The organism is Polaromonas sp. CG_9.11, assembly GCF_015752225.1.
Classification (GTDB): domain Bacteria; phylum Pseudomonadota; class Gammaproteobacteria; order Burkholderiales; family Burkholderiaceae_C; genus Polaromonas.
This window is the reverse complement of record NZ_JADOVE010000002.1, coordinates 14,589-39,324: the sequence shown is the minus strand read 5'-3', so window position 1 is coordinate 39,324 and position 24,736 is coordinate 14,589. Positions and strand designations below refer to the sequence as shown.

Annotated in this window: 23 protein-coding genes; 9 read left to right on the top strand and 14 right to left on the bottom strand. The window is 65.3% G+C overall.

All coding sequences use genetic code 11. The annotated features are described in order from the left end of the window. Window position 1: 1 nt before the first annotated feature. The 4 genes from pqqD to pqqA form a co-directional block, all read right to left on the bottom strand. Entirely contained in the window at window positions 2-328 is a 327-nt protein-coding gene (pqqD, locus tag IWX85_RS01925) for a pyrroloquinoline quinone biosynthesis peptide chaperone PqqD (RefSeq protein WP_196868570.1), read from the bottom strand. Continuing rightward, a complete protein-coding gene (gene pqqC, locus IWX85_RS01920) occupies window positions 325-1,104 on the bottom strand; it encodes a pyrroloquinoline-quinone synthase PqqC (RefSeq protein ID WP_196868569.1) in 780 nt (259 codons plus the stop codon). Before pqqC ends, pqqD begins: the two co-directional genes overlap by 4 nt. 15 nt (window positions 1,105-1,119) lie before the next feature. Continuing rightward, window positions 1,120-2,037 (bottom strand): pyrroloquinoline quinone biosynthesis protein PqqB, encoded by a 918-nt coding sequence (gene pqqB / locus IWX85_RS01915; RefSeq protein ID WP_196868568.1) that lies wholly within the window; start codon window positions 2,035-2,037, stop codon window positions 1,120-1,122. Window positions 2,038-2,125: 88 nt separating this feature from the next. Then, window positions 2,126-2,200 (bottom strand): pyrroloquinoline quinone precursor peptide PqqA, encoded by a 75-nt coding sequence (gene pqqA, locus IWX85_RS01910; protein WP_084181563.1) that lies wholly within the window; start codon window positions 2,198-2,200, stop codon window positions 2,126-2,128. Between the two features lie 91 nt (window positions 2,201-2,291). On the opposite strand from pqqA, the gene IWX85_RS01905 reads away from it, so the two are divergent. Continuing rightward, entirely contained in the window at window positions 2,292-3,410 is a 1,119-nt protein-coding gene (locus tag IWX85_RS01905; protein WP_196868567.1) for an alpha/beta fold hydrolase, read from the top strand. A 178-nt stretch (window positions 3,411-3,588) separates the two neighbouring features. On the opposite strand, the gene IWX85_RS01900 is transcribed toward IWX85_RS01905, so the two are convergent. Further along, the gene (locus tag IWX85_RS01900) at window positions 3,589-5,634 is read right to left on the bottom strand and encodes a sigma-54-dependent Fis family transcriptional regulator (protein WP_370584170.1); all 2,046 of its coding nucleotides are present in this window, start codon (window positions 5,632-5,634) and stop codon (window positions 3,589-3,591) included. Between the two features lie 385 nt (window positions 5,635-6,019). On the opposite strand from IWX85_RS01900, the gene pedF reads away from it, so the two are divergent. Both pedF and IWX85_RS01890 read left to right on the top strand, forming a co-directional pair. Then, window positions 6,020-6,508, top strand: a complete 489-nt coding sequence (gene pedF, locus IWX85_RS01895) for a cytochrome c-550 PedF (protein WP_196868565.1) — start codon at window positions 6,020-6,022, stop codon at window positions 6,506-6,508. Between the two features lie 99 nt (window positions 6,509-6,607). Then, window positions 6,608-7,525 (top strand): ABC transporter substrate-binding protein, encoded by a 918-nt coding sequence (locus tag IWX85_RS01890; protein ID WP_196868564.1) that lies wholly within the window; start codon window positions 6,608-6,610, stop codon window positions 7,523-7,525. A gap of 59 nt (window positions 7,526-7,584) precedes the next feature. Here the strand turns inward: IWX85_RS01890 and IWX85_RS01885 are convergent, their stop codons facing one another. Next, window positions 7,585-7,974, bottom strand: coding sequence for a DUF779 domain-containing protein (locus tag IWX85_RS01885; protein ID WP_196868563.1), 390 nt, complete (start codon window positions 7,972-7,974; stop codon window positions 7,585-7,587). A gap of 104 nt (window positions 7,975-8,078) precedes the next feature. After that, complete coding sequence (locus IWX85_RS01880) at window positions 8,079-9,599, bottom strand: aldehyde dehydrogenase family protein (protein WP_196868562.1); 1,521 nt, start codon at window positions 9,597-9,599, stop codon at window positions 8,079-8,081. 410 nt (window positions 9,600-10,009) lie between these two features. Between IWX85_RS01880 and IWX85_RS01875 the strand changes: the two genes are divergently transcribed. Continuing rightward, window positions 10,010-11,053 (top strand): porin, encoded by a 1,044-nt coding sequence (locus tag IWX85_RS01875; protein ID WP_196868561.1) that lies wholly within the window; start codon window positions 10,010-10,012, stop codon window positions 11,051-11,053. A gap of 63 nt (window positions 11,054-11,116) precedes the next feature. On the opposite strand, the gene IWX85_RS01870 is transcribed toward IWX85_RS01875, so the two are convergent. The 3 genes from IWX85_RS01870 to IWX85_RS01860 all read right to left on the bottom strand — a co-directional run bounded on the left by IWX85_RS01870 (window position 11,117) and on the right by IWX85_RS01860 (window position 15,671). Then, on the bottom strand, window positions 11,117-12,136 hold the full coding sequence (locus tag IWX85_RS01870) for an FAD:protein FMN transferase (RefSeq protein WP_231379469.1): 1,020 nt from the start codon (window positions 12,134-12,136) through the stop codon (window positions 11,117-11,119). Beyond that, complete coding sequence (locus IWX85_RS01865; protein WP_196868559.1) at window positions 12,133-14,304, bottom strand: 4Fe-4S binding protein; 2,172 nt, start codon at window positions 14,302-14,304, stop codon at window positions 12,133-12,135. The genes IWX85_RS01870 and IWX85_RS01865 overlap by 4 nt, the downstream gene beginning before the upstream one ends. A 407-nt stretch (window positions 14,305-14,711) precedes the next feature. Continuing rightward, window positions 14,712-15,671 (bottom strand): SAM-dependent methyltransferase, encoded by a 960-nt coding sequence (locus tag IWX85_RS01860; protein WP_196868558.1) that lies wholly within the window; start codon window positions 15,669-15,671, stop codon window positions 14,712-14,714. 114 nt (window positions 15,672-15,785) lie between these two features. On the opposite strand from IWX85_RS01860, the gene IWX85_RS01855 reads away from it, so the two are divergent. The 5 genes from IWX85_RS01855 to IWX85_RS01835 all read left to right on the top strand — a co-directional run bounded on the left by IWX85_RS01855 (window position 15,786) and on the right by IWX85_RS01835 (window position 19,628). Then, a complete protein-coding gene (locus tag IWX85_RS01855) occupies window positions 15,786-16,250 on the top strand; it encodes a MarR family winged helix-turn-helix transcriptional regulator (protein ID WP_196868557.1) in 465 nt (154 codons plus the stop codon). Window positions 16,251-16,319: 69 nt separating this feature from the next. Further along, on the top strand, window positions 16,320-16,739 hold the full coding sequence (locus IWX85_RS01850; protein ID WP_036808753.1) for an organic hydroperoxide resistance protein: 420 nt from the start codon (window positions 16,320-16,322) through the stop codon (window positions 16,737-16,739). A 103-nt stretch (window positions 16,740-16,842) separates the two neighbouring features. Further along, window positions 16,843-17,892, top strand: a complete 1,050-nt coding sequence (locus IWX85_RS01845) for a serine/threonine protein kinase (protein ID WP_196868745.1) — start codon at window positions 16,843-16,845, stop codon at window positions 17,890-17,892. Window positions 17,893-18,031: 139 nt separating this feature from the next. Continuing rightward, a complete protein-coding gene (locus tag IWX85_RS01840) occupies window positions 18,032-19,057 on the top strand; it encodes a L,D-transpeptidase family protein (RefSeq protein WP_196868556.1) in 1,026 nt (341 codons plus the stop codon). Then, window positions 19,050-19,628, top strand: a complete 579-nt coding sequence (locus tag IWX85_RS01835) for a M23 family metallopeptidase (RefSeq protein WP_231379468.1) — start codon at window positions 19,050-19,052, stop codon at window positions 19,626-19,628. The genes IWX85_RS01840 and IWX85_RS01835 overlap by 8 nt, the downstream gene beginning before the upstream one ends. Before the next feature lie 120 nt (window positions 19,629-19,748). Here the strand turns inward: IWX85_RS01835 and IWX85_RS01830 are convergent, their stop codons facing one another. The 4 genes from IWX85_RS01830 to IWX85_RS01815 form a co-directional block, all read right to left on the bottom strand. Further along, complete coding sequence (locus tag IWX85_RS01830; protein WP_196868555.1) at window positions 19,749-20,303, bottom strand: DUF882 domain-containing protein; 555 nt, start codon at window positions 20,301-20,303, stop codon at window positions 19,749-19,751. Beyond that, window positions 20,300-21,874, bottom strand: coding sequence for a murein L,D-transpeptidase (locus IWX85_RS01825; RefSeq protein ID WP_370584169.1), 1,575 nt, complete (start codon window positions 21,872-21,874; stop codon window positions 20,300-20,302). Before IWX85_RS01825 ends, IWX85_RS01830 begins: the two co-directional genes overlap by 4 nt. Before the next feature lie 181 nt (window positions 21,875-22,055). Next, a complete protein-coding gene (gene htpG, locus IWX85_RS01820; RefSeq protein ID WP_036808744.1) occupies window positions 22,056-23,945 on the bottom strand; it encodes a molecular chaperone HtpG in 1,890 nt (629 codons plus the stop codon). Window positions 23,946-24,277: 332 nt separating this feature from the next. After that, window positions 24,278-24,622, bottom strand: a complete 345-nt coding sequence (locus tag IWX85_RS01815; protein WP_196868553.1) for a hypothetical protein — start codon at window positions 24,620-24,622, stop codon at window positions 24,278-24,280. Window positions 24,623-24,736: the final 114 nt, after the last annotated feature.

Below are 24,736 nucleotides of genomic sequence, written 5' to 3'. Positions count from 1 at the left end.
TTCAGACAATCCAGCCACGGCGCATGCCTTCCTGCAGCAAGTCCGTCACCTGCGGCGCAATGCCTTGGGCATTGAACAGGATTTCAAGTTCGGCCACCATCGCGTCGACGCTGCGTTCGCCGTTGCAGCGGCGCAGGATTTCAGCCGAACTGTCGTTGAGCTTGACCATGCCTTCCGGATACAGCAGCACCCAGGCCGACTGGACCGGCTCGTACTGCAGGCGGTAGAGGCGCGACAGCCTGGGGAATGGCGGCAAGGCGTTCGGCGCTTTTGCCTCAGGCGCGACCGGCGAAAGGGGCAATGTGGGCAATGCGGGCGCAGCGTTCATGTCAGTCCCTGACGGGTTGAGGTTGGCTGAGGGTGGTTGAGGCAGACCTTCTCGATGGCGTCGAGCATGCTCCACAGGATGTCGAGCTTGAACTGCAGGATGTCCAGCGCCCGGTGCTGCGCCTGGCGGGTGGTGAAGTGCTCTAACGTGACCTGCAGCCCGTGCGCGACGTCCCGGCCGGCCAGCGGAATGCGGCTCCTGAAGTAATTCAGCCCTTCGGCGTCGATCCACGGATAGTGCGTCGGCCAGCCGGCAAGCCGGTCCTTGTGGATTTGCGGCGCGAACATTTCGGTGAGCGACGAGCACACCGCTTCCTGCCAGGGCGCGCTGGCGGCGAAATTCACATAGGCATCGCAGGCAAAACGCACGGCGGGCGCGACGCCCTGCAGCGACCAGAGCTCGTCCCGCGGGATGCCGACAGCCTCGCCCAGGCGCGTCCATGCCTCGATGCCGCCAGCGGCCGAACCGGTGTAGTCGCCATAACCGTCATGGTCCAGAATGCGCTCGATCCACAGCCGGCGGTGTTCGCGGCCCGGCATGTTGGCCAGGATGGCGGCGTCCTTGCGCGGAATGCATATCTGGTAATAAAAGCGGTTTTTCACCCAGTGGCGCAGTTCATCGGGAGCGCACTGGCCGCTGTTCATCCGGACATTGAAGGGATGGTGGATGTGGTAGCCCGCGCCCTGGGCATGCAATTGGGCTTCGAATTCCGCCCGTGTCCAGGCGACTGCCGGATCGCCGGCCGGATCAGGCCGATGAGTTTGCGCTAGTTCCATGAAGTGAGCCTGCCGTCAGAAAACCAGGTCCATGCCGTCCCAGGCAACCTCGATGCCGTGCGCCGTGAGCAGCGCCCGTTCTGCCGAGTCTTCCTGGAGGATGGGGTTGGTGTTGTTGATGTGGATGAGAATTTTGCGAACGCCCGGCGGCAGCCGGTCAAGCTGGGCAATCATGCCCTGCGGACCGCTTTGTGGCAGGTGGCCCATTTCGGCGGCGCCCTTTTTTGACAAGCTCAGGCGCTGCATCTCGTCCTCGGTCCAGAAGGTGCCATCGACCAGCACGACCTGGCATTGCGCCATCAGGTCCAAAAGTTCAGGCGTGACCTCACCCAGGCCGGGCGCATAAAAAACGCGCGCACCGTTTTCAGGGTTTTCAATCACCAGGCCGATGTTGTCGCCCGGGCGCGGGCAATTGCGAAAGGGGGAATAAGGCGGCGGCTTGGACGATAGCGCGATGGGCAGCAGCGCAAGGCCGGGCAGTCCGGGCACGGCCTGCAGGCTGGCGTCAAGCCGCAGCGGCAGCGCCTGGATGCCGCAGTAATGCGACAGGATGCGGGTGAGGGGAAAGCCTTCGCCAATGTCTGAAAGCACCTCGGGCGTGGCCAGCAGCGGCAAGGGGCTGGGGCGCTCGCGCAGCATCAGCAGCCCGGTCACATGGTCGATCTGCGCATCCATCAGCAGCACGCATGCAATGCCGCTGTCGCGCACCGCGCGGGCAGGCTGCAGTTCGGGGTTGGCGCGAATCTGCCCCAGCACATCGGGCGAGGCGTTGACCAGCAGCCAGTCCTGGCCGTTGGCACTGACGGCAATCGACGACTGGGTACGGGCCTGCGCCCGCAGCGTGCCGCGCCTGAAGCCGTCGCAGTTGGGGCAATTGCAGTTCCACTGCGGAAAACCGCCGCCGGCTGCCGAGCCTAGAACGCGTAATTGCATGGGTCAAATTCCGAAAAAAAAAAAGAAAACCAGCAGCGCAAACCGGCGGGTGCGGCTGGCCGCATCCGCCGGTGGCTGAAATTGCGGCTCAGCGGTTGGCGATGTACATGGTGATTTCGAAACCGAAACGCAGGTCAGTGAAAGAGGGGGCAGTCCATTGCATGGCGAGTCTCCAGTAGTTGACATAAGGGATGATCACGGACCTGTCACTGTTTTCAGCAGCAACCGGCCCGTCCCACTGTAATGCAACTTCAATGCCAAATCAAACCACTTCCCCTGCCCGCCTGCCCTTGAATGCCGAACCGGCCAGCGGCTGGCACTCGCCGCGCTTTGTGGCCACCGGGCGCGGCGCGCGCATGGCCTACCGCGACTGCGGCGCACGCGATGGCGAATGCTGGCTGGTGCTGCATGGCGGGCCTGGCGCCTCGTGCCATCCGGGCCTGCTCGCGCCCTTGCAGCTCGGCCGCCAGCGCGCGGTGCTGCCTGACCAGCGCGGCGCCGGCCAGTCGCGCCCGGCAGCCCGGCTGGCGGGCAACCACACCGACCAGCTGGTGGCCGACCTGGAGACATTGCGCCGGCACCTGGGCATCGAACGCTGGGCCTTGCTGGCCGGATCGTGGGGCACCGTGGTGGCTTTGCGCTATGTCCAGGCGCACCCGGAGCGGGTCACGCGGCTGGTGCTGCGCGGCGCCTTTGCGCTCAGCCGCCGGGAAATATTCGGCCTGTTCCGCGCCGATGCGCGGCGCGACCGCGCGGTGTCGCGCAGCCCCCACTGGCCGCGCGCGCCTTACAGCGGCGACGCGCGGGTGCTTGCACGGCTGGAGCAGGTGCTGCAATCTGGAACACCCGGTGTTGCAGCACGGCACGTTGTGCGCTGCTGGAATTTACTGGAGCAGCGCTCGGCGCTGCGCGGCCTGTGGCGCAGCCTGGTCCACTCGGGCGCCGTGAAGAATGCCCCGCCTGGCGAGCCGCGCCAGCGCGCTGATGCGTACCGCCGCGCCTGGGCGCAGCTCAGGCGCCAGCAGCGGCGCAGCCTGGCCGGTTTGCAGCAGCCACGCACCAGCCGCGCTGACCACAGTGGCTGGCAGAAATTCCGGATTCAGGGCCATTACCTCAGGCACCAGGGCTTTGTGCGCCCGGGCGGCCTGGACAGTGCCGTACGCGGCCTGGCAGTGCAGTGCATTCCGAGCGATTGGGTACATGGCCGCTTCGACGCGGTCTGTCCACCGGCCAACAGTCGCCGCTGGGTGGCGATGCAGGAAGCGCTGCGCAACGGACTGGCCCGGGCGCACTGGCCGCTGGCAGGCCATCTGGCCAACGAGCCGGGCCTGCGCGACACGCTGGCAAAAGTGGTCCGCCAGGCGCGGACGTAACAGGCCATAGGCGTTTTAAGCAGGCAACCCCATTGTTGGCATCAAACAGGCCTCTGGCACATGCCCGGCATGCGTCGGAAGCCATGAATTGGGTAGCAAAAAAGTCAAGTGCCTTGGGGAAAGCCCAGGTGATTTTTCTCTGACCGCCCCCCGGGCAGCGCAGGACGGCTGCGGGGCATCAGTTCCAGACGTCCGGCGGCAGCTGGTCTTTCTTGCGGTAGATGGTGTTGCGCGACACCCCGAGCGCCTTGGCCGCAGCCGACACGTTGCCCTGGTGCTGGCGCAGCATCTGGGCCATGGCGGACAGGGCGACATCCTGCAGGCTGTGGCCGGCGGCTTTACAGACCGGCCGGCCAGGCACCGCAGCAGCCAGCAGCTCCGGCCCGGCGCTGGCGGCAGCCGAATTCGCCGACGGCTGGCCGGCTGGCTGTTGCGCCATTTCTTCAAGAAAGTCGTCGGGCAGGTGAAGGCGCTCGATCAGGCCCTCGCAGCCGACCATGACCGCGGCGGTGCGCAACAGGTTGTGCAGCTGGCGGAAGTTGCCGGGCCAGTGGTAGGCGCGGAACATGGCCTGGACTTCGGCCGTCAGCCCGATCTTCGGGTTCTTGTCGCACAGGCTGGCGATGATCTTGGCGACCACCAGGTCGAAATCGGTGCGCTCGCGCAGCGCCGGAAGGCGCACCACCAGGCCGTTCAGCCGGTAGTACAGGTCTTCCCGGAACTCGCCGCGCGCGATCATGTCCTTGAGGCTTTTGTTGGTGGCGCAAACGATGGCGATGTCAACGTCAACTTCCTTGCCGGCGCCCAGCGGGCTGACACGTCGGTCCTGCAGCACGCGCAGCAGGCGCGCCTGCAGATGCTTGGGCATGTCGCCTATTTCATCGAGAAACAGCGTGCCGCCATGGGCCTGCTGGATCTTGCCGACCGCGCCTTTCTTGCGAGCGCCAGTGAAGGCGCCGTCCTCGTAGCCAAACAGCTCGGACTCGATCAGGGTTTCGGGAATGGACGCGCAGTTCACCGACACGAAGGGTTTGCCGGCCCGGTCGGAGTCGCCGTGGATGGCCTGCGCCATCAGGTCCTTGCCGGTGCCGGTTTCGCCCAGGATCATGATCGGGATGTCGCGCCCGCGCACCATGCGCAGCTTGCTGATCACCGCCGACACCTGCGCGTCGCCGGTGTCAAGGTAGCGCAGCGTGGACAGCTGGGGCTTGCGCGCCGTGGCGGCCTGGCTGCTGCCCTGGCCGGCCGGCAGGCCTTGCACGGCATCGGGCGCCGGCCCTACGTCGTGGCCCGCAAACCACTGCATGCCCTGCTTGATCTTGACCCGGCACGACACCGTCACCCCGTTGTGCAGGCACAGCGAATGCAGCCGGGGCAGGCCGCCCCGGCAGAGTTCATAAAGATGCGACATGGCAATGCCGAACAGCGACGAAAAGGTGTGCACCTTCAGCGCGTTGTGGGGCAAGCCGAGTTGGAACTGCGCGCTGCGGTTGGCCGACAGGAAGCGCCCGTCGTGGGAAAACACCACGATGCCCTCGACCAGGGTGCCGATAAATTCGGGCCGACTGTGAAAATGAATGCGCACGGCCTTGGGGAAGATGTCGGCAAACATGTGGTTTTCGACCATCTGCGCCGACATGCGCACCAGCGCCATGGTGTGCTGATGCACGCTGCGGTGGTCGCCGCTCACGTCCAGCGCCCCGATCAGCTGGCCGTAGGGGTCCATGATGGGCGCGCACGAGCAGGTCAGGAACTTGTTGGCGTTCATGTAATGCTCGCCGCCGTGGACCATGATGGGCTGTTCCTCGCGCAACGCGGTGCCGATGGCATTGGTGCCCTTGCTGCCTTCGGACCAGTCCACGCCGGGCGTCAGCGCCACCTGCGAGGCCTTTTCCAGAAAGTCGCTGTCGCCCAGCGAATGCAGCACCACGCCCCTGGCAGACGTCAGCAACACCATGCTGTGGGTGTTGGCGATCTGCTCATACAGCGTTTCCATGGCCGGCGCGGCATGCAGCAGCAAAAAACGATTCTCCTCAATCGTCTGCGCCAGCACGATCCGGGTGGGCGGAGAAAAATCAAGCTGGTCGGAAGTGGCAATGCCGAAGGACTGTGACCGCTGGTGAGACGCTTCAATCAGCGTTCGCTTCCTTTCGTCAACCATTTCGCAGTAGCCGGGTGGGGTGCCTGTGCGGGAAGGCGAATAGCTGGCGGCCTGGATGCTCATCATCCTCTCCTTGAGTTTTGTGTGCGACCTGCGCAAACCAACGCGCCAAGTCTTTCGGTGTGGTTGCCTTGCATTCCGCCCACCAGTGTTTTTCCGGATGACTGAATGCTTGAGCTAGTGCATTCTGAAACATGACACAAGGGGTATGCAACGGCATAAACCCTTGATCCGAAAGGATTTATTGTGTTTTTCGGTGACTGGAGCCGCGGCGAAAGTGTTCCATATCGAAACACTTGACGGCGCCGCTGTGGCTGCGGCGGCGGCTTGCCCTGACAGCCTTTTCAGCGCCACTCCACTGGCAAACATGACCATGCAGTTAACCCTGAAAGTGTTGGCTTGCTTATTGCTGATAGGGGCCATCACGCATCAACTGGAGCACATGTCAATGAAAGCCTTTTCATCCTCAATTCTCAAGCGGTTTTGGAGGGTCCTGTGCATTTCGGCCGCGCTTTGGACTGGCGCGGCCATGGCGCATGGCGATGTCACACCACAGTCGGTGGCCACGCACACGCTGCCCCCGCTCGGCGACAAATGGCGGGACGCCAACCCCTACAGCACCGGTCCGGCCAACAAGGAAGCGCTGCGCATCGGCACCTCGGCCTACAACCAGAACTGTGCGCGCTGCCATGGGCTGGAAGCCATCTCAGGCGGCATGTCGCCGGACCTGCGCAAGCTCGACAGCGAGTGCACCGGCATGGCCGACGCGGCCAAAAAATCCGCCTGCTTCAAGGAAATGGATGATTTTTTCATCTCCACCGTGCGGCGCGGACGGGCGCGCGACGGACGCGTCTACATGCCGCCGTTCGAAGGCACGCTGACCCAGGAAGCCATCTGGTCGATCCGTACTTACCTGGAAACCCGGCGCGAGCCTTGATGCCCGCAGGACGGACTGACACGTGCCGACAAGCGCGCGCCGCAGGCGGCCCCGGCGAATCCAGGCCACTTTTCAATTGACCCAAGGCAAGCCCACACCATGACTTCTTCGAATCCCGACGTTTGCCCGGACCCCGGCCGCGACCGCCTGCCGGCACGCGGCCTTGACCGCCGGCGCAGCCTGGCGCTGCTGCTGTCGCTGGGACTGCCGCTGGCGCAGGCGCAGGCGCAAACCGAGTTGACCGACCTGGCGCGCATCCGTGCCAGCGGTGTGCTGAAGGTCGCCGTTTACAAGGACAACGCGCCGTTTTCGGACGGCCCCGCCGCCGACATGCAGGGGCTGGACATTGACCTGGCCGGCGCGCTGGCCCGGCAGATGCAGCTCAAGCTGGCCCTGCTGCCGTTTGATGCGGGCGAGCGGATGAACGACGATCTGCGCAACATGGTTTGGCGCGGCCACTACCTGGGCTATGGACCGGCCGACATCATGCTGCATGTGCCGGTGGACAAATACCTGATGCAGGAAAACCGGCAGGCGCTGATCTTTGCGCCCTACATGCGCCAGGTGCAGGTGCTGCTGCATGACACGCGCACGCTGCCCCAGGTCAGGGGGCCGGATGACCTGAAAGGCCACAAGCTGGCGGTGGAGCGCGGCACCGGCCTGGCCAGCGTGCTGATGGGCCAGCAGGGCGGTATGCTGCGCACGCAGGTCAGCCTCTATCCCTCGGGCGTCGAGGCGGCCCAAGCCGTTATCAAAGGGCAGGCGGCCGCCGCCTATGTGCTGCGCTCGCAGGCTGAAGCCGCACTGGCCGAGGCCCAGCCCCGGCCGTCGCACCTGGCGCTCACCAGCCTGCCGCTCGAAGGCGTCCCTGAAAACGGCTGGCCGCTCGGGCTGGCCATCAAGGCAGCCAACAAGGCCCTGGGCCAGGCAATCGAAGCGGCCTTCAAGGAATTACGCAGCAATGGCGAACTGCTGGCCATGTTCCAGAAACGCGGCATGACGCTGACCGCACCCTGAAGCCCTGCGCTGCGTGAGCCGGTGCGGCGGACCGCAGCGCCGGCTTTGCTGTTTTCACGTCAAGACACTTGCCCTCCCGACGGCGCGGCATCCTGCTTTTCGATTTCTTCCAGCTCCGCTTCAGTGAACACCCGTGAACGCGTGTGAAAGGCCTTGCCTTCGGGGCCTTCCAGCGAGAACGTGCCGCCATGCCCGTCGATGACGTCGATGATCAGCTGCGTGTGCTTCCAGTACGCATACTGCGACTTGCCGATGTAAAAACGCGCACCGCCGATCTCGCCCAGGAAGACATCACCCGCGCCTATCGTGATCTCGCCCGGCAAATAGCAATTGGCCGCGCTGTTGTCGCAGCAGCCACCCGACTGGTGGAACATGACGGTGCCGTGTTTCGCCTTGAGCTGCTCGACCAGTTCGAGCGCCGCCGGGGTGGCAATGACTTTTTCAACCATGTCGGTCTCCAGATAAAACGCCATGAAACGCAAAAAGGGACGGTTGCCCGTCCCCGTGAATGCTGCGCCGCTTCAAGCCGGCCGGCCAGCAAAAGGTCAAAAGGTCAGAAGAAGCCGAGCTTTTGCTCGCTGTAGCTGACCAGCAGGTTCTTGGTCTGCTGGTAGTGGTCCAGCATCATCTTGTGGTTTTCGCGGCCCAGGCCCGATTCCTTGTAGCCGCCAAAAGCCGCGTGCGCCGGGTAAGCGTGGTAGCAGTTGGTCCAGACGCGGCCGGCCTTGATGGCGCGGCCCATGCGGTAGGCGACGTTGCCGTTGCGGCTCCACACGCCGGCGCCCAGGCCGTAGAGCGTGTCGTTGGCAATCGCCAGGGCGTCGGCCTCGTCCTTGAAGGTGGTCACGGCCAGCACCGGGCCGAAGATTTCCTCCTGGAAGATGCGCATCTTGTTGTGGCCCTTGAACAGCGTCGGCTTGACGTAGTAGCCGCCTTCGAAATCAGGGCCCAAATACGCCTGCTCGCCGCCGATCAGCACCTCGGCGCCTTCCTGGCGGCCCAGTTCGAGGTAGGACATGATCTTGGTGAGCTGCTCCTTGGAGGCTTGAGCCCCCATCATGGTGTCGGTGTCCAGCGGGTTGCCCATCTTGATGGCGGCGACGCGCTTGAGCACGCGCTCCATGAAGGCGTCGTAGATCGATTCCTGGATCAGCGCGCGCGACGGGCAGGTGCAGACCTCGCCCTGGTTGAAGGCAAACAGCACCAGGCCTTCGATGGCCTTGTCCAGGAAACCGTCGTCCTTGTCCATCACATCGGCAAAGAAGATGTTGGGCGACTTGCCGCCGAGTTCCAGCGTCGCCGGAATCAGGTTGTTGGCTGCCGCCTGCGCAATCACGCGGCCGGTCGAGGTGGAGCCGGTGAAGGCGATCTTGGCGATGCGCTTGCTGGTGGCCAGCGGCATGCCGGCTTCGCGGCCGTAGCCGTTGACGATGTTGAGCACGCCGGCGGGCAGCAGGTCGGCAATCAACTCGGCTACCACCAGCATGCTGACCGGCGTGGACTCGGCGGGCTTGAGCACCACGCAGTTGCCTGCGGCCAGCGCCGGGGCCAGCTTCCAGGCGGCCATCAGGATCGGGAAGTTCCAGGGAATGATCTGGCCGACGACGCCCAGCGGCTCGTGCATGTGGTAGGCGACGGTGTTCTCGTCGATCTCGCTGATGCCGCCTTCCTGCGCGCGGATGCAGCCGGCGAAATAGCGGAAGTGGTCGATGGCCAGCGGAATGTCGGCGTTCAGCGTTTCGCGAATCGGCTTGCCGTTGTCCACGGTTTCGGCCCAGGCCAGCAGTTCGAGGTTGGCTTCCAGGCGGTCGGCCACCTTGAGCAGCACGTTGGCGCGCTCGCCGGCCGAGGTGCGGCCCCATTTGTCGGCGGCCGCATGGGCCGCATCGAGCGCGCTTTCGATGTCCTCGGCGCTGGAGCGCGCGACCTGCGTGTACGGCTTGCCGTTGACCGGGCTGATCACGTCGAAGTACTCGCCCTTGGCCGGGGCAAGCCACTCGCCGCCGATGAAGTTGTCGTAGCGGGCTTTGAAGGTGTGGATGGCGCCTGGGGCGCCGGGTGCTGCGTAGATCATGGGTCTCCTTTGCGGGTCAATGGCGGGGTGGTTTCCCTTGCGGGTACTGCATCGTTATCAAGGAACGTGCCAGCAGGGCGAAGGCGCAAAAAGGCGTGACTTGCGAGCCGTTTTCAGGCCATTTGCCGGGCGCGCTGGCAGGCTGCACCAGCCCTGGCGCGAAATCACCCCGCCCGTGCGTTACGGTGCGCCACGCGCCGCAAACCCATCCGCGTCGGAGCCGCAACCGCCGGCTTCCTGCGCAATGCAACGTTCCGCCCTGAGACACCTGTGACAAAAAAGAGCAATCGCCCTTCGCCGCCAGGCAAACCGGGCCGTGTCCGGCACGCCAAGCTCGACAGGCATGCCTTTTGCTGAAACCGGTGTTCCCACAAATTGCTGGGGACTTCAAAATTACCGGAGACATCGTGATGAAAAAAAACCTGCTCGCCCTTGCCGTTCTGGCCCTGATTTCAGGCGCGGCCGCTGCCCAGAGCACCGTGGTGCTGTATGGCAACGTGGACCTGGGCGTGCTGACGCAGAACCACAGCCCGGCGGGCGGCTCGACGACCAGCATCGCGAACGGCGGCATCTCGCCCAGCATCTGGGGCTTTCGCGGCTCGGAGGACCTGGGCGGCGGGCTGAAGGCCAGCTTCAACCTGGAGGGGCATTTTGCCGCCGACACCGGCGCTTCGGACCCGCGCCTGTTTCGCCGCCAGTCGAACGTCGCGCTGTCGTCCGACAGCCTGGGCTCGCTGACCCTGGGCAACCAGTACAGCCCGGCGATCCTGGCGTTCGCTGCCACCGACCCGCGCGGCCTGCGCGAGAATTTCTCCGGTCTCTACCCCTGGGCCTATAACTCCGGTGCGCTGACCGCTGGCAACAACGGCAACAACGACGTGGGGGTTTTTCTCCAGAATGCCGTGTCCTACAGCCACAAGCTAGGGCCGGTCGGCATTGCCGCCGGCTACAGCGTGTCCGAAAACAAAGGCGCGGTGTATTCGCTGGGCGCGACCTACGCCGGACCGGTGTCCCTGTCGGCCGCCTACCAGGGCACCAACCTGCCCGGCACGTCCGAGCGCATGAGTTCCCTGTACACGGTGGGTGCCGGCTATACCGTGGGCGCGCTGACCGGCAAGCTGAACTATCTGCGCGGCGAGAACAAGAACGCGGCGCTGGTGGAAACCAGCAAGGTCGGCGTCACCGGTGTCGGGCTGGACTGGAAGACGGCGGCCAACAACACCGTGATGGGCGCCGTCTATTTCGGCAAGAACAAGACCAACAGCAACGACAAGACCACGACGCTGATCCTGAGCGACGAATACGCCCTGTCCAAGCGCACCACGCTGTATGGAACCTTTGTCTATGCCGATGCCAAGGCAGGCGCCACGCTCTTTACGACCGTCGTGGCCGGCGGCACGGCGGCCAATGTCGGCACCAGCCTGTTCAACGTGGGCGTCAAGCATTCCTTCTGAGCGGTCAGCAAGACTTTGGGCTCCGGCATTCCTGCAAAGGGATGGCGGGGCCTGGCGAGGCGCTCAGGCGGCGTGAAGCTGCAGGCCCGGCGTGGCCTGCCACTGTCCCTGCTTGTCCACCACCAGCACATCAACACCCCATTCCCCGGCGAGTCGAAGCGCCCCTTCGCGTCCGGCAACAAACATGACCTTGGTGAGCGCATCGGCCAGCGCGCAACTGGGCGCCGCCACGGCGACACAGGACAGTTCGGCAGGCGAATAGCCGGTGTGCGGATTGAAGATGTGGTGGTGCCGCCGGTCCGGGCTGAAACTGCATTCGTTGTCGGCGGACACCGCCACGCCCCGGCCGTCCAGCGCCAGCCGGCTGATCAGCGCTTGCGCATCGCGCGGGTCCTGCAGCCCCAGCAACCAGGGCTGGTCGTGGCTTGAATGGCCCAGCGATGTCCACTCGCCGGCATTGACTAGCGCATGCGCAATGCCGCTGGCCTGCAATCGACTGCGCACCAGGTCAGCGGCAAAGCCCTGGGCGATGCCGTTCAGCGTCACGCCCATGCCCGGCCGCCCCAGGCGAATGGCGCTCTCCGATACCGACAGATGCTTCCAGCCCACCGCAGCCCGCGCAGCGGTCACCGCCTCGGGCGACGGCAGCGCCTTGCGGCCTGCCGCCTGTTCAAAGGCCGTCCACAGCGGCTGGACGGTGACGTCAAACGCGCCCTGGCTGCGCGCCGACACGCTTTGCGCCAGCTGCAAGATGTTGACCAGATCGGGGTGCGGCCGCAACAGCACCCCCTCGCGGTTCAGCCGGCTGAGCGCGCTATCGTGGTCGAACAGGCTCATCTGCGCCTCCACATGGCGGATGGTTTCGACCGCCGCATCCAGCGCCCGCTCGGCCTGGTGGCTGTCGGGGTGCACCACGCGCACGGACAGCACCGTGCCGAAGCCAAGCAGCATGCGGTCGCGCCACTGCAGCGCGTCGGCGCCATGAACGGCATCGGCTGCGCCCGCCACCAGCCAGCCTGACGCGGCAAGGCCGGCCGCGCCCGCGCCCAGGCTGGCACGCAGGAAGTTGCGGCGTTTCATCATGGCGCACCTTTGGCGAGTTTTGCAGCAGGGCTGCCAACCAGCGCAATCGGGATGCGGACCTGGCCGGGCGCATGGCGGTTTTTCAGGATCAGCGGCACGCACAGCTCCTCATTGGTGTAGATGGCCACGCAGTCGAGGCATTGAAAGCATTCGTCATAGTCAATCTTTCCCGGCTTGGCGATGGCCTGGTAGGCGCAGTCGCTGCGGCAGCGCTGGCAGGGCTGGCCGCATTCGGCGCGCCGGGCAATCCAGTCGAAGCGGCGCAGCCGGCCCAGCACCACCATGCCGGCGCCCAGCGGGCACAGGTAGCGGCAGTAGCCCTTGTAGAAAAAAGCGCTCAGCAGCACCAGCCCGCCGGCCCAGGCCACGAAGGGCCAGGAGCGCTGGAACAGCAGCGTGATGCTGGTCTTGAACGGCTCCACCTCGACCAGCCGGTCGGTCCAGCCGACCGAAAAGCAGGCCGTCAGCACGATGGCGCCGAGTACCCCGTACTTGAGCTTCTTGAGCTGGGCATCGACCCGGTCCGGAATGCGCACCTGGCGCACGCCCAGCGCATGGGCCGCCTTGCTCACCAGTTCCTGCAAGGCGCCGAAAGGGCACAGCCAGCCGCAAAAGGTACCCCGCCCCCAGACCACGGCGCTGAGAATGACCGCACCCCAGAGCACCACCGTCATCGGGTCGTACATGAAGAAACCCAGGCTGCGGCCGGCCAGCAGCGCCTGGACCAGCGCGGTGATGTTGACCACCGACAGCTGGCCCTGCGCGTACCAGCCAATGAAGCCCAGCGTGAACAGCAGGTAGCCGGTGCGAAACACGGCCAGCCGGCGCTTGCTGCGGGACACCCAGTTCGGCCGGGCCAGCACCCAGGCCAGCAGCGCCAGGCCGACCAGCAGCACCCCCAGCTCGACGCTGCGGGCGCGCCAGATCGGGGGCCAGGACTTGTCGTCGGCGCTGGGCGCCTCAAAGTAGCGGGCCGGCAGCGCCGTGCCAAAGGCGAAATCCTTGCTGACCCGCTCCGGGTAGATCATGCCTTTGCTGCGCGTCACGCGCAGCTTGAAGTCCAGCGCCTGCGCCGGGTCCAGCCCGGCCGGCGCATTCACCCGGAAGACGCGCCACTCTGCGCCCTGCAGCGCGGCGGGCAGCAGCAGCCGGGCGTCCAGGTCCAGGTCGCGCAGTTCCAAGGGCAGGCCTTCCTGCTGCAGCGTCAGCCGGTCGGGCACCGAGCCGCGAATGAAATCGTCGCCCAGAAAAGAATAGCGGCCCTGGCCGACCACCAGCAGCGCATGGTCGCCCGGGTCCAGTCGGCCCTCCAGCACCTTCCAGCCCTCGGGCGTGAGCAGGTTGCGGCCCACGGCCGGAACGCTCAGGTAGGCGGCATGCAGGGCGATGAACGCGCCCTCCGGCGCCTGGTCGGCAGCACGGTCCTGCCCGGCGCCCACCGTGCCGGCAAAGGCCTGCTCGATGTCGCGGTTGCTGAAGGTCTTGCCTGATATCAGGCCGGCCCCGGCCAGCGCCTTCCAGTCCATGGGCATGTAGCCCTCGGGCCGGATGCGGGCCACCCGTTCGGGGTCGCGGCCCTGGGCATAGCCCATTTTTGCGCGCGCCACCTTCAGCGACGCGGCCAGCAGGCTCTGGTTCAGGATGCGCACCGACGCCGTGGCCTTGGCCACCCCGTCAAGGTACACATTGGCACTGCCGGCTTTTCCCTGGCTGTTGAGGTTGGAGCCGATCTTGATGCTCTGCATCAGCGAGACGCCCTTGTACTGTTCGACAAAGCGCCGCATCGGCTCCTCGCCCAGCCCTTCCAGGAACACCGGCTCGTGGTGCGACAGCACGCGAACGTTCGTGAAGACGCCCTTGGCATCGAGCGTCACCAGCAGGTTGAAAGGGGTGCCGGAAAAGCCGGGAATCGGCGCCATGTCGATCGACTCGAACACATAGGCGATGATGGGCGTGGCGGTTCCGTCCTGCTTCAGGATCGGCCAGACCGGCAGCTCGCGGTCCTTTTCGCCAACGATCAGCGGCGGCGGAAAAGCCTTGAGCATGGCGTCCCGCGTCATCGTTCCGGCCTGCGCGGGCAGCCAGGCGCAGAGCGCGAAAAAGAGCAGGAGGGTGGCCGACGCGGCAAGCGCCCGAAGCCGGACGAGGCCGGAAAAGACGGGCGCCATCAGGCCTTCGCCGCAAGGGGCCGCATACAAATTACGCGAATTGACAGAATTTTGATGCCTCCATGGTGTCCCATGGCGCCGCCTGCGCTGCTGGCCGACGCCGTGGGTTTGGCGTGCCTGAATGCAAAACGCATGCCACCACGCAGGCGGTGGCTGTTTTGCGGGTTGCCGGGGGGAACGCCTGCCGGCATTGCGGGCTGCGCGCCGGGCCAATGCGCAGATAGTGAACAGCGGCAGGGGGGCTGGTTGTTCTGACTGTTCCAATTCGGCACGCTGGCGGGCCTGCAGCATCGCCTGCGTCAGGCGCAGACTGGAATCGCTATAGATTCAATAGCCAGCTTCGCCCGTCCAGTATGCGCAACAAGCCAAAAGTAGGAAAAACTGGCACGGCACAGGCCGGCAAGGCGTCAAGCCGGCGTTGCGTTCCCGCTGGCCACCGCGAAGCGCGCCGTCAACTCGCCCAGGCCCAGCTCGGCCAGCACCTGCTGCAAACGCGTCTGCGCGGCGCGGGTCTTGGCCACGTTGGGAGTTTCCGGGCGGCTGGCCAGGATGAGTTCGTTCTTCATCGAATGCTCCCAGCCGACCAGTTCGGTCACCGTGACCTGGTAGCCGTTGGCCTCCAGCTGAAGGCAGCGCAGCACATTGGTGATCTGGCTGCCGAATTCGCGGGTGTGCAGCGGATGGCGCCACAGCTCGGCCAGCGGGTTCCTGGCCAGGTTCAGGGCGCGTGACTTCTTCAGCACGCCGGCCACCTCGGCCTGGCAGCACGGCACCAACACCATGTGGCGCGCCTGCTTGGCCAGGCCAAAGGCGATCGCGTCATCGGTGGCGGTGTCGCAGGCATGCAGCGCGGTCACGATGTCCACTTGAGGCGGCAGGCCGGCCGATGTTGTCGCCTCCTGCACCGACAAGTTGAGAAAGGACATGTTCGCAAAACCCAGCCGTGCGGCCAGCGCACGCGATTTCTCGATCAGTTCGGCTCGGGTTTCAATGCCGTAGATGTGGCCGTTGACCGGCTCGCCCCGGTGCGCCACGTTGAAAAACAGGTCGTACAGGATAAAGCCGAGGTAGGACTTGCCGGCGCCGTGATCGGCCAGCGTGAAACCGTGGCCGTCGGACGACACTTCACCCAGCAGTGGCTCGATGAACTGGAACAGGTGGTAGACCTGCTTGAGCTTGCGCCGCGTGTCCTGGTTCAGCTTGCCTTCGCGGGTCAGGATGTGCAGCTCCTGGAGCAGCTCGATCGACTGGCCGGGACGGAGTTCTTCGATGACCTGCGCCGGCTTGGCGGCTTGGACTGCGGCCAAAGTCTTGCGCTTGGGCTTGCCGGTGGACGGGCCGGTGGAGGGTGTGCTGGTTTTTTGCATGACCGGCAAGTTTAGTACCGCGCTTTTTGCAGCCGCGCCCTGCCCGGCATGACCTTGCCTTCAGCCCACCTCAGTTACATTTTGCACAATTTAATTGTGTGCAATAATTTGGCCATGCTCGATAAAATACCCACCGACAAGCAGGCCCAGGCCGACGCCATGCTGCGGCTGGACAACCAGCTGTGCTTTGCGCTGTATTCGACCTCGCTGGCCATGACCCGGCGGTACAAGCCGCTGCTGGAGGCGCTGGGCATCACCTATCCGCAGTATTTGGCGCTGTTGGTGCTGTGGGAACGCGACGGCTTGTCGGTGTCGGAGCTGGGGGAGCGGCTTTTCCTCGATTCGGGAACGCTCACGCCCTTGCTCAAGCGGCTCGAAGCGGCCGGGCTGGTGTCGCGCCTGCGCGCGTTCGATGACGAGCGATGTGTCCACATCACGCTGACGGCTGCAGGCCACGCGTTGCAAGCGCAGGCCGCCAGCATCCCCGGCTGCATCCTGAGCGCCACGCATGGCTCGATTCCCGAACTGCTATCGCTGACCCAGCGGGTGCAGGCCTTGCGCCGGCAATTGCTGGCCTGAGCGGCTTTTTTCATCCCACATTCCGATTTTTCAACCCACCCCGATCCCGGGGATTTTCCAAGGAAACGCATGACCACGAAACTTGACCAGGTGCTCTACACCGCCCAGACCCACACCACCGGCGGCCGCGACGGCCAGTCCAAATCCAGCGACGCACGCCTGAACGTTACCTTGAGCTCACCTGGCACCACCGGCAACGGCACCAACCCCGAACAGCTGTTTGCTGCCGGTTACTCGGCCTGCTTCATCGGCGCACTGAAGGCCGTGGCCGGCATGAAAAAAATCACCCTGCCGGCTGACACCAGCATCGACGCCAGCGTTGACCTGGGCAAGATTCCCAATGGTTACGGCATTGCCGTTCGCATGGAAATCTCCCTGCCCGGCATGGACGCTGCCGCAGCGCAGGAACTGGTCGATGCCGCCCACCAGGTGTGCCCGTATTCGAACGCCACGCGCGGCAACATCGACGTGACGCTGACGCTGAAATAAGCGCAACGGGCCGTGCCCAAGGCCCGCCGGTTTGAAAGCCGGCGGGCTTTTTTGCGCCTGCCGCAGACCTTGAAGCGCATCCCCGGTGGCGCGACAATCGGGCATGACCGAATACAACAAGGCGGCTGCGGCGCGCCATGACATCCATGTTTATGAACACCTGACGCCTGACGTGGTGCTGGACGCGCTGGCCAGCGTCGGACTGCTGGGCGACGGCCGCCTGATGGCGCTGTCCAGCTATGAAAACCGGGTGTACCAGGTGCACCTGGAAAGCCCGATGGGCAACGCGGAACGGGCCGGCGACATCGTGGTGGTCAAGTTCTACCGGCCCGACCGCTGGAGCGACGCGCAAATCCTGGAAGAGCATGCGTTTGCCGCCGAGCTGATGGCGGCTGAAATCCCGGTGGTCGGCGCCCTGGTACTGAACGGCACGACGCTCAACCATTTCAAGGGCTTCAGCTTCAGCGTGTCACCCAGCCGTGGCGGCCGGCGGCCGGAGCTGGACAACCTGGACGTGCTGGAATGGATAGGCCGGTTCCTGGCGCGTATCCACACCGTGGGCGCGGCCCGGCCTTTCGTGCACCGCCCCGCCCTGAACCTGCAGACGTTTGGCAATGCCTCGCGCGATGTCCTTCTGGCGGGCGGCTACCTGCCGCTGGACATGGAATCGCGCTGGCGCCACGCCTTTGACGAAGCCATGGCTGTTGCCAAAGGCGTGTTTGACAGCGTTCCCCATGCGCGCCAGCTGCGCCTGCATGGCGACTGCCACCCCGGCAACATCCTGTGGACGCCCGAAGGCCTGAGCCTGGCGGGGCCGCATTTTGTCGACCTGGACGATGCCAGGAGCGGCCCGGCGGTGCAGGACCTGTGGATGCTGCTGTCGGGCGACCGGCCCCAGCAGTTGCGCCAGCTGGGCGCGCTGGTCGATGGCTACGACGAGTTCGGCGCGTTCGACCGGCGCGAGCTGGTGCTGATCGAGCCGCTGCGCACGCTGCGCCTGGTGCATTACAGCGCCTGGCTGGCGCAGCGCTGGCACGACCCGATCTTCCCGATCAATTTTCCGTGGTTCGGCTCCAGCGACTACTGGAGAGGCCAGGTCGACATGCTCATCGAGCAGACCGAGGCGATGCAGGCGCCGCCGCTGGTCGCCTGAAGCCGCATTGCCCAGGCCCGTTGGTGTCTGGCAAGGAACGGCACAAGGCGGTTTGCAGTGACCCGGCAACACGGCGTTTGCTGACAAGGTTGAGCTGCAGGCCGCCCTAGCATGGCAACATTTGCCTACTGGAGCCTTGATGCCCTCCCCGTTCCCGATTTCGCGCCGGCCGCTGCTGGCCTGGCTGGCCGCAGGCGCTGCCACGATGGCCTTTCCTTCGATGGCCGCGCAGCACCGCCAGCCGGTCAGCGCCCTCACAGGCGTGGCGCTGATGGCGCACGTCAACGCAGACACCGGCATGCCGGCGCTGGCCCAGGGCGTACGCGGCAATGCCGTGCTGCGCGCGCAGGTCCTGCTTGACCATGCCTGGTTTTCTCCGGGCGAGATCGACGGTGCCTTTGGACCCAACATGCGCCGCATGGTGGCGGCATTCCAGGCGTCGAGGCGCCTGCCGTCCACCGGACGCATCGACGCTGCCACCTGGAAAGCCCTGGCCGGCAAGTCGCCTGCGCCGGTGCTCAGCGAGTACACGCTCACCGCCGACGAGGCCGCCGGCCCTTTTGCCCGGCTGCCCGCCGACATGATGGCGCGTGCGCAGCTCAAGTCGCTGGGTTTTGAGTCGCTCCAGGAAGCGCTGGGCGAAAAATTCCATTGCAGCCCGAAATGGCTCCGCAGCGCCAACTTGGGCAGCGCTTTCGCCGCTGGCGACCGGATCGTCGTTCCGGCCAGTGGCAGCGGCAAGGCGCCCGCTGGCGCGGCGTCGCTGCGCATCGACAAATCCGAACATGTGCTCTACCTGCTCGACAAGGCGGCGCTGCCGCTGGCCGCCTTTCCGATCAGCATGGGCGGCGCTTCGGACCCGCTGCCGGTGGGCCACATGAGCATCAAGAACGCCGCGAAAAACCCGGTGTTCACCTTCGACCCCGCCCAACTCAAGGGCACCAAGAAAACCGACATCAAGGCCGACATTCCCGCCGGGCCGAACAATCCGGTGGGCGTGTACTGGCTGGGCTTGAGCAAGCCGCACTGGGGCATTCACGGCACACCCGAACCGGCGCGCGTCGGCGCGTCCGAATCGAACGGCTGCATTCACCTGACCAACTGGGATGTGCTGCGCCTGGCGCAGGCGGTCAAGGTCGGGTTTGCAGTGGATGTCCATGCCTGAGCATCCGGTGACCCGCCGAAGCATCGGCCAGCGCGTGGCCGTCCTGCTTTGTCTGGCCAGCGCTGGCAGCGCCTGGGCCGCTGCCCCGGCGGGTGCTTCTGCTGTGGCGGCCACCGGCACGCCGGCCGAGCCACCGGCCCTGCTGCTGCCGGTGCAGGGCATCACCGCCAGCGGGTTGCGTGACACCTTTGGCGATGGCCGGGACGGCGGCCAGCGCGGCCACGAAGCCATCGACATCCCGGCGGCTACCGGCACGCCGGTGCTGGCGGTGGACGACGGCCGCATTGTCAAGCTGTTTCTGAGCCAGCCCGGCGGCATCACGGTTTACCAGTTTGACCCGAGTGGGCGATTGGCCTACTACTACGCGCACCTGGAGCGCTATGCCGACGGGCTGGCCGAGGGCCAGGCGGTGCGGCGCGGCAGCGTGATCGGCTACGTGGGCGCGACCGGCAATGCCAGCCCGGACGCGCCGCATCTGCATTTCGCCATTTTCCGGCTCGGCCCGGAAAAGCAGTGGTGGAAAGGCGAGCCGGTCAATCCCTTCACCTACCTGGGTGGCAAGCCGCCCTGAGCGCCAGACTGGCGCGTCATTGCGTTTGCGTTTCAATACCAGATCAGCCGCGAAGCCGCAGACAGTGCTCGGGCACGACAAGGCAAAGTAACGACATATCGGATTGAAATGGAAATGGAATCACCAGTTGCGCACGCGGCCGGTGTCCAGATGCACGAACTGGTCGCACGGGTAAAAACCCACGCCGCCCGCGTTCAGCGACAAGGCCGCCTGGTGAAGATCGGCCAACGGCACGCCAGGCAGCCGAACGTCAATCGCGCGGCCTTCCATGTGCAGGCTTTTGCTCGCCACGCCGCCACTGCGGGTCTGGCGCAGGCGGCTGTTGGTGGTCGGACAACGGTAGCCCGAGATCACCTCGAACGCGCCCTTGCTGCCCAGCGCCTGCTGCACCCGGTACAGCAGGTCGAACACCTGCGGGTCGATCACCCCGATGTCGCCGGTGTAGTGGTCGCGCAGGAAGCGGTTGAGCCAGCCCAGCGCCTGAGGCACATAACGCTCGCCACTGGCATACACCAGGTCGATCTTCTCGTGGGTATGGGTATGCACCAGTGCCAGCTCGCGCGCATCGGGCACGGAGGCCCAGGCGCCAGGCGCGGCCAGGGCTGGCAGGGCGGCGGCAAAACCGGCCGTCTGGCGCAGGAAGTGGCGGCGGGCCGGGATTTTGGGATGGGTCATGGGGCATCTCCGAAGACAGTCGGCAGCGTTTGCGAATGCTGGCGAAGGGCTGCATCCAGCAGCCGGTCCAGCCCGTAGAGGTCGTCAAAGAAAAAAGTGTGGCCGTCCTTGACCAGCGTGGTGCCGTAGGCAATCAGCACCGGCACCGGCTCGGGCAACCGGAGCGTGTCCGACTGGCCTCGGCGCATCGCCGTGCGTATGCGCTCGCCGGTCCAGTCCGGCATGTTCTTGAGGACGAATTTGGCCAGTTGTACCGGATGCTCGACACGGATACAGCCGTGGCTGAAGTCGCGCCGGTCGCGCTGGAACAGTTGGGTAGCCGGCGTGTGGTGCAAAAAGATGTTGTCGCTGTTTGGGAGCACGAACTTGATGTCGCCCAGCGCATTGTTTGGCCCCGGCCGCTGGCGGATGCGCGCCTTGCCGGCCAGCACGGCGTCCAGCAAGCCGGCCGACACCGTCCGGTCCACACGGCCGCCGGCCGACACGAACTCCATCTCCTCGCGCGCCAGATAGCCCGGGTCAAGCCGCAGCCGGGGAACGGTTTCGGCGCGGGCGATCGACGGCGGCACATTCCAGTAAGGGCTGAACTCGATGAAGCGCATGTCTTCGTCGAACAGCGGCGTGCGCGTGTCCAGCGCCTTGCCGACGACGATCTTCATTTCTTCCTGTATTTGGATGCGGCCGTCCTGCACTTCGTAGGCGCGCAGCACGAACTCGGGGATGTTCACGACGATCATGCGCGGCCCCTGCATCAGCGGCGTCCAGCGCAGCCGCTCCAGGGCCAGTTCGATCTGGCGCACGCGGGCAGCGGGCGTCACCTGCAGCTGCGCCAGCGTGGCCTTGCCGAGCACGCCGTCGGCAGCCAGGCCGTGCCGCAGCTGAAAGGCCTTGACCGCCTCGACCAGCGGCGCCTCGTAGCGCGCCGGCGGCGGCAGGCCAGGCGGCAGGTCGCCCAGATCGGCCAGCCGCCCGGCCAGTACGGTGAGCCCCGCATAGGCCTGTCCCGGCGCCAGCTTGGCTGCCTTGCCACCCGGCAGCGGCGGCAGCGGCTTGCGCCAGGCCGCATGACCGGCACGCGTGCGGTAGGCGGCCAGCGCCTCGCGCAGGCTGGCGTAAATCGGCAGGCGCGGCGCGGCCTCGGACGCCGCGTCCAGAAGCCGTCCGGCCGCCAGCGCTGCCTGCAGGTAGGCGGTGGCATCAAAAGGCTCGCGCGCAAGCGGGCTAAAGTTGTGGTGAATCTTTTTCGGATCGACGCGGCCCGAATGAACGTCGGCCAGGTAGCGCTCCATGGCCGTGGTCAGCGCCAGCTTCAGGCGCGCCATCGAAGCGGCATCGGGCGGCGAACCCGGTTCCGCCCGGGCGATCGCCCGTCCGAGCGCGCCGGCACTGTAGTCCTGCGGCGCAAGGCCGTGGCTGGCGGCGTCGGCCAGCACGGCAACCGCTTCATGCGCCTGCACGCCGGGCCTGTCGCCGTCGAACCAGTGGACGCCCTGCGCTGCCATGGAGGCGCCGGAGCACAGCCACAGCATGAGGGCCGTGCGGCAAAGCATCGATGACAGGCGGTCCGTCATGTTCATCGCCCATTATCGGTCGCGGAAAAGGCGCCGGCGCCGTGCCTTCCCATGCGAAGAAACCGGCGGCAGATGACCGGCCCTCATCCATCCAACGAAAAAAGTCCCGCAGGGACTGCCTGCGGGACTTTCGTCAGCCGACCCGTTCAGGTCAGATTGCTGAGATTACGGTATTACAGCATCACACCAGCAAGGCATTCACCCGGCGCACATAGGCCGCCGGATCAGCCGGCATGCCGCCTTCGGCCAGCAGCGCCTGGTCGAACAGGATGTTGGCCAGGTCGTCAAAACCGGGCAACTCGGCGCTGGCTTCAAGTTTTTTGACCAACGGATGCTGGGCGTTGACTTCCAGGATGGGCTTGACTTCGGGCACCGTCTGGCCGGCCTGCTTGAGCATGCGCGCCAGCTGCGTGGACATGTCGCCGTCCTGCACCACCAGACAGGCCGGTGAATCGACCAGGCGCGAGGTGGCGCGCACATCGGACGCCTTGTCTTTCAACGCTTCTTTCAGCTTGTCCAAGATGGGTTTGAACTGCGTCTGTGCTTCTTCGGCGGCCTTCTTTTCATCCTCGTCCTGCAGCTTGCCCAGGTCCACCGCGCCCTTGGCGACCGACTGCAGCGGCGTGCCGTCGAACTCGTTCAGGTAGTTCAGCGCCCATTCATCGACCCGGTCGGCCATCAGGAGCACTTCAATGCCCTTCTTGCGGAAAATCTCCAGCTGCGGACTGTTCTTGGCGGCGGCCAGCGTGTCGGCGGTGATGTAGTAGATCGCGTCCTGGCCGTCCTTCATGCGCGCCTTGTAATCGGCAAAGCTCACGCTGGTGGTGTCGGTCGTAGAGCTGGCAAAGCGCAGCAGCTTGGCCAGGCGCTCCTTGTTGGCGAAGTCCTCGCCCAGGCCTTCTTTCAGCACGGCGCCGAATTCGGCGTAGAAGGTCTTGAATTTTTCCGGCTCGTTGTTCGCCAGGTCCTCGATCATCGACAGCACGCGGCGGGTATTGCCTTCGCGGATGGCCTTCACGGCGCGGCTTTCCTGCAGCAGCTCGCGCGACACGTTGAGCGGCAGGTCGGACGAATCGACCACGCCTTTGACAAAGCGCAGGTAGCTTGGCAGCAGCGCCTGGGCGTCGTCCATGATGAAAACACGCTTGACGTAGAGCTTGACGCCGGCGGCCTTGTCACGGTTGAACATGTCCATCGGCGCCTTGGCCGGAATGAACAGCAGCTGGGTGTATTCGGTAGCGCCTTCGACGCGGTTGTGCGTGGTGGCCAGCGGGTCTTCGCTGTCGTAGCTGATCTGTTTGTAGAACTCGGCGTAATGCTCGGGCGTGATGTCTTTCTTGGGACGCGTCCAGAGGGCGGCAGCCTGGTTCACGGTGTCCCATTCGCCGGTTTTGGCCATTTCGCCGGGCTGGTCGTTTTCGCCCTCTTTCCACTCTTCCTTTTCCATCAGGATGGGCAGGGAAATGTGGTCTGAATACTTGTTGATGATGCTTTTCAGCTTCCAGGCATTCAGGTACTCGCTGGCGTCCTCCTTCAGGTGCAGCGTGATGCTGGTGCCGCGCTCGGCGCGCTCGATCTCGCTGACTTCGAACTCGCCCGTGCCGTCGCTGACCCAGCGCACGCCTTGCGCAGCGGGCAGACCGGCGCGGCGGCTTTCCACCGTGATCTTGTCGGCAACGATGAAGCCCGAATAGAAGCCCACGCCGAACTGGCCGATCAGCTGCGAATCGCTTTGCTGGTCGCCCGACAGCTTGGAAACGAAGTCGCGGGTGCCGCTCTTGGCAATCGTGCCGAGGTGGTCGATGGCTTCCTGCTGCGACATGCCGATGCCGTTGTCGGTGATGGTCAGGGTCTTGGCAGCCGCATCAAAGCTCACGCGCACTTTCAATTCGCTGTCGTTTTCATACAGGCCGGCGTCATTCAAGGATTCAAAGCGAAGCTTGTCACAGGCGTCCGACGCGTTGGAAATCAGCTCGCGCAGGAAGATTTCCGGATTGGAATAGAGCGAATGGGTGACCAGCTTGAGGAGTTGGGCGACTTCGGCTTGAAAGGGACGGGTTTGTTTTTGCATAAGGTAAGGAAGGAAAAAAATGGGGGAAAGGCAACGCATCAGATGCGCCTGCAGCGCGCTATTTTCAACCCTGCGCCAGCCGGTTGCCATGGCCGCAGTGCCGGCACTGCCTTTTTTATGCAAAAAATGCTGTTTGCGCAATGTCAGCCGCCATCTATAGCTATTTTTTAAATAGCACTTGAATTGGCGCTGGCGCTCAAGGGCCAAGCCGCCGTGCACAGCCATTGCACCAGCTGCCGCGTCATCTCGGGCCGGCTCAGCAGTTCGAGATGGTTCATGCCCTGCGCGATCCACTGGTTTAGCGGCGCGAAGGTCAGGCAGCGTTCGGGCGATTAGCGCATGCCGAGCGCGCTGCACAGCGCACCAGGCCGTTGCCCACCAATTGGTGGCTCCAGCGCGTGCCGCACCGACCGCAGCGGCCCGGCGCCGTGCGACACGGTGGTGGCGGCCACGGCATAGCAGGCCACGCCGGCGGGCAGCGGCAGCGCCTCGCGGGTATCGGCTGTGCTTTCAAAGCGGCCGGCATGCCGCCCGTCGGCCTCCAGCAGGTTGCTGTGGCGCAGGTCGGTGATGCCGGCGCTGCGAATTTTCCCGATGCTGGCAAAGGGCCGGGTCCCCGCCTGCCGGTGCCACTGCGTATCGACCCAGTGGCCAACGCGCTCCAGCGCGTGCGCCATGATGCGGCGTGCCCAGGAACACCAGCCGCCTGAGTTGCACCGGTCGCACCTGTCCGGCCTGCGCGGCCTGGTGAACGGCGCTGCGTGCTAGCAGGCCCCCATGTACGCGTTGCC

What these genes read in the sequence shown, in the direction of transcription:
- pqqD (WP_196868570.1), bottom strand. Translation starts at nt 328, where the DNA reads ATGAACGCTGCGCCCGCATTGCCCACATTGCCCCTTTCGCCGGTCGCG.
- pqqC (WP_196868569.1), bottom strand. Translation starts at nt 1,104, where the DNA reads ATGGAACTAGCGCAAACTCATCGGCCTGATCCGGCCGGCGATCCGGCA.
- pqqB (WP_196868568.1), bottom strand. Translation starts at nt 2,037, where the DNA reads ATGCAATTACGCGTTCTAGGCTCGGCAGCCGGCGGCGGTTTTCCGCAG.
- IWX85_RS01905 (WP_196868567.1), top strand. Translation starts at nt 2,292, where the DNA reads ATGCCAAATCAAACCACTTCCCCTGCCCGCCTGCCCTTGAATGCCGAA.
- IWX85_RS01900 (WP_370584170.1), bottom strand. Translation starts at nt 5,634, where the DNA reads ATGAGCATCCAGGCCGCCAGCTATTCGCCTTCCCGCACAGGCACCCCA.
- pedF (WP_196868565.1), top strand. Translation starts at nt 6,020, where the DNA reads ATGAAAGCCTTTTCATCCTCAATTCTCAAGCGGTTTTGGAGGGTCCTG.
- IWX85_RS01890 (WP_196868564.1), top strand. Translation starts at nt 6,608, where the DNA reads ATGACTTCTTCGAATCCCGACGTTTGCCCGGACCCCGGCCGCGACCGC.
- IWX85_RS01885 (WP_196868563.1), bottom strand. Translation starts at nt 7,974, where the DNA reads ATGGTTGAAAAAGTCATTGCCACCCCGGCGGCGCTCGAACTGGTCGAG.
- IWX85_RS01880 (WP_196868562.1), bottom strand. Translation starts at nt 9,599, where the DNA reads ATGATCTACGCAGCACCCGGCGCCCCAGGCGCCATCCACACCTTCAAA.
- IWX85_RS01875 (WP_196868561.1), top strand. Translation starts at nt 10,010, where the DNA reads ATGAAAAAAAACCTGCTCGCCCTTGCCGTTCTGGCCCTGATTTCAGGC.
- IWX85_RS01870 (WP_231379469.1), bottom strand. Translation starts at nt 12,136, where the DNA reads ATGATGAAACGCCGCAACTTCCTGCGTGCCAGCCTGGGCGCGGGCGCG.
- IWX85_RS01865 (WP_196868559.1), bottom strand. Translation starts at nt 14,304, where the DNA reads ATGGCGCCCGTCTTTTCCGGCCTCGTCCGGCTTCGGGCGCTTGCCGCG.
- IWX85_RS01860 (WP_196868558.1), bottom strand. Translation starts at nt 15,671, where the DNA reads ATGCAAAAAACCAGCACACCCTCCACCGGCCCGTCCACCGGCAAGCCC.
- IWX85_RS01855 (WP_196868557.1), top strand. Translation starts at nt 15,786, where the DNA reads ATGCTCGATAAAATACCCACCGACAAGCAGGCCCAGGCCGACGCCATG.
- IWX85_RS01850 (WP_036808753.1), top strand. Translation starts at nt 16,320, where the DNA reads ATGACCACGAAACTTGACCAGGTGCTCTACACCGCCCAGACCCACACC.
- IWX85_RS01845 (WP_196868745.1), top strand. Translation starts at nt 16,843, where the DNA reads ATGACCGAATACAACAAGGCGGCTGCGGCGCGCCATGACATCCATGTT.
- IWX85_RS01840 (WP_196868556.1), top strand. Translation starts at nt 18,032, where the DNA reads ATGCCCTCCCCGTTCCCGATTTCGCGCCGGCCGCTGCTGGCCTGGCTG.
- IWX85_RS01835 (WP_231379468.1), top strand. Translation starts at nt 19,050, where the DNA reads ATGCCTGAGCATCCGGTGACCCGCCGAAGCATCGGCCAGCGCGTGGCC.
- IWX85_RS01830 (WP_196868555.1), bottom strand. Translation starts at nt 20,303, where the DNA reads ATGACCCATCCCAAAATCCCGGCCCGCCGCCACTTCCTGCGCCAGACG.
- IWX85_RS01825 (WP_370584169.1), bottom strand. Translation starts at nt 21,874, where the DNA reads ATGACGGACCGCCTGTCATCGATGCTTTGCCGCACGGCCCTCATGCTG.
- htpG (WP_036808744.1), bottom strand. Translation starts at nt 23,945, where the DNA reads ATGCAAAAACAAACCCGTCCCTTTCAAGCCGAAGTCGCCCAACTCCTC.
- IWX85_RS01815 (WP_196868553.1), bottom strand. Translation starts at nt 24,622, where the DNA reads ATGGCGCACGCGCTGGAGCGCGTTGGCCACTGGGTCGATACGCAGTGG.